The sequence below is a fragment of the Allokutzneria sp. NRRL B-24872 genome (genome assembly GCF_002155965.1).
In the GTDB taxonomy this organism is placed as follows: domain Bacteria; phylum Actinomycetota; class Actinomycetes; order Mycobacteriales; family Pseudonocardiaceae; genus Allokutzneria.
Genome location: NZ_MUMH01000240.1, coordinates 1 through 916 on the forward strand (window position 1 = coordinate 1; position 916 = coordinate 916).

1 protein-coding gene is annotated in these 916 nt (G+C 67.7%); it reads right to left on the bottom strand.

Going from position 1 to position 916, the window contains the following annotated elements:
* Positions 1-192 precede the first annotated feature (192 nt).
* Complete coding sequence (locus CCN37_RS36850) at positions 193-804, bottom strand: TetR/AcrR family transcriptional regulator (protein WP_078641961.1); 612 nt, start codon at positions 802-804, stop codon at positions 193-195.
* Between the last annotated feature and the right edge of the window lie 112 nt (positions 805-916).

Below are 916 nucleotides of genomic sequence, written 5' to 3' on the forward strand. Positions count from 1 at the left end.
GTCGGTTCGAGTGATTTGTTGGCTCACGTCACTCAGAGTGGCCGTGCGTCATTAGGCTGAAAAGTAGCGACGCCGATACGGGCAGTGACTGTCCGGCCCTGGTCCGGGCCTGTCCGGCGGCGCCGGGTGGGAGGTGGTCCCGTATGGAGGATGAGGAGAGCGGCGCGGTCCTGAGGACGGTCGGCCGTCAGATCAAGTTGTGGCGGGCCGGAAGATCCGGTCCAGGTGGTAGTGGAGGACGGCCGTGGCGGACTCGGCGTCGCGCTGGCCCACCAGGACGCTGGTGCCGAGCCCCGCGGACATGGCCAGCAAGCCGACTGCTTCGGCATGGGTGTCCGTGCCGGCCCGGAGCAGTCCGGCGTCCGCCGCCTGCCGCAGCAGCCCGGTGAGGGTGATCTCGGCGGTGTCGGGATCCTTGATGAAGGGCTGGGCCGCGAGGGCCTCGTCGGTGACCGACAGCACGGCGTACGAGGTGTAGAGGTGATGGAACAGGCGGCTCTCCTCGTCGACTGGCAGGGCCGCCGTCAGCAGTGCCTCGATCACCGCCCGTGGCCCGGGGTTGTCGCCGGCGGCGTGGACCTGGGCGGTCACCCGTTCCCCGAACCTGTCGGCCAGATGCCGCAGTCCGAAGAGGAGCAGCTTCTCCTTGGACTCGAAGTAGTACTGCACCAGCCGCAGTGAGACGCCCGCCTCGGCCGCCACGTCCCGCATACCCACAGCGTGCAGCCCTTGCCGTCCGGCGGCCCGGACGAGGCCCTGCGCGATCTCGGTGCGTCGCTCTGCGTGATCCACGCGCTTGGGCATGGTTCGACTCTCCGCTCCTCGGATCGTGTCTCCGATTTTTGATGATACAGCCGTACCACCTTTGTGGTACGTTCGTATCACAAAAGACCGACTGCCCAGGAGGTGGCCGTGC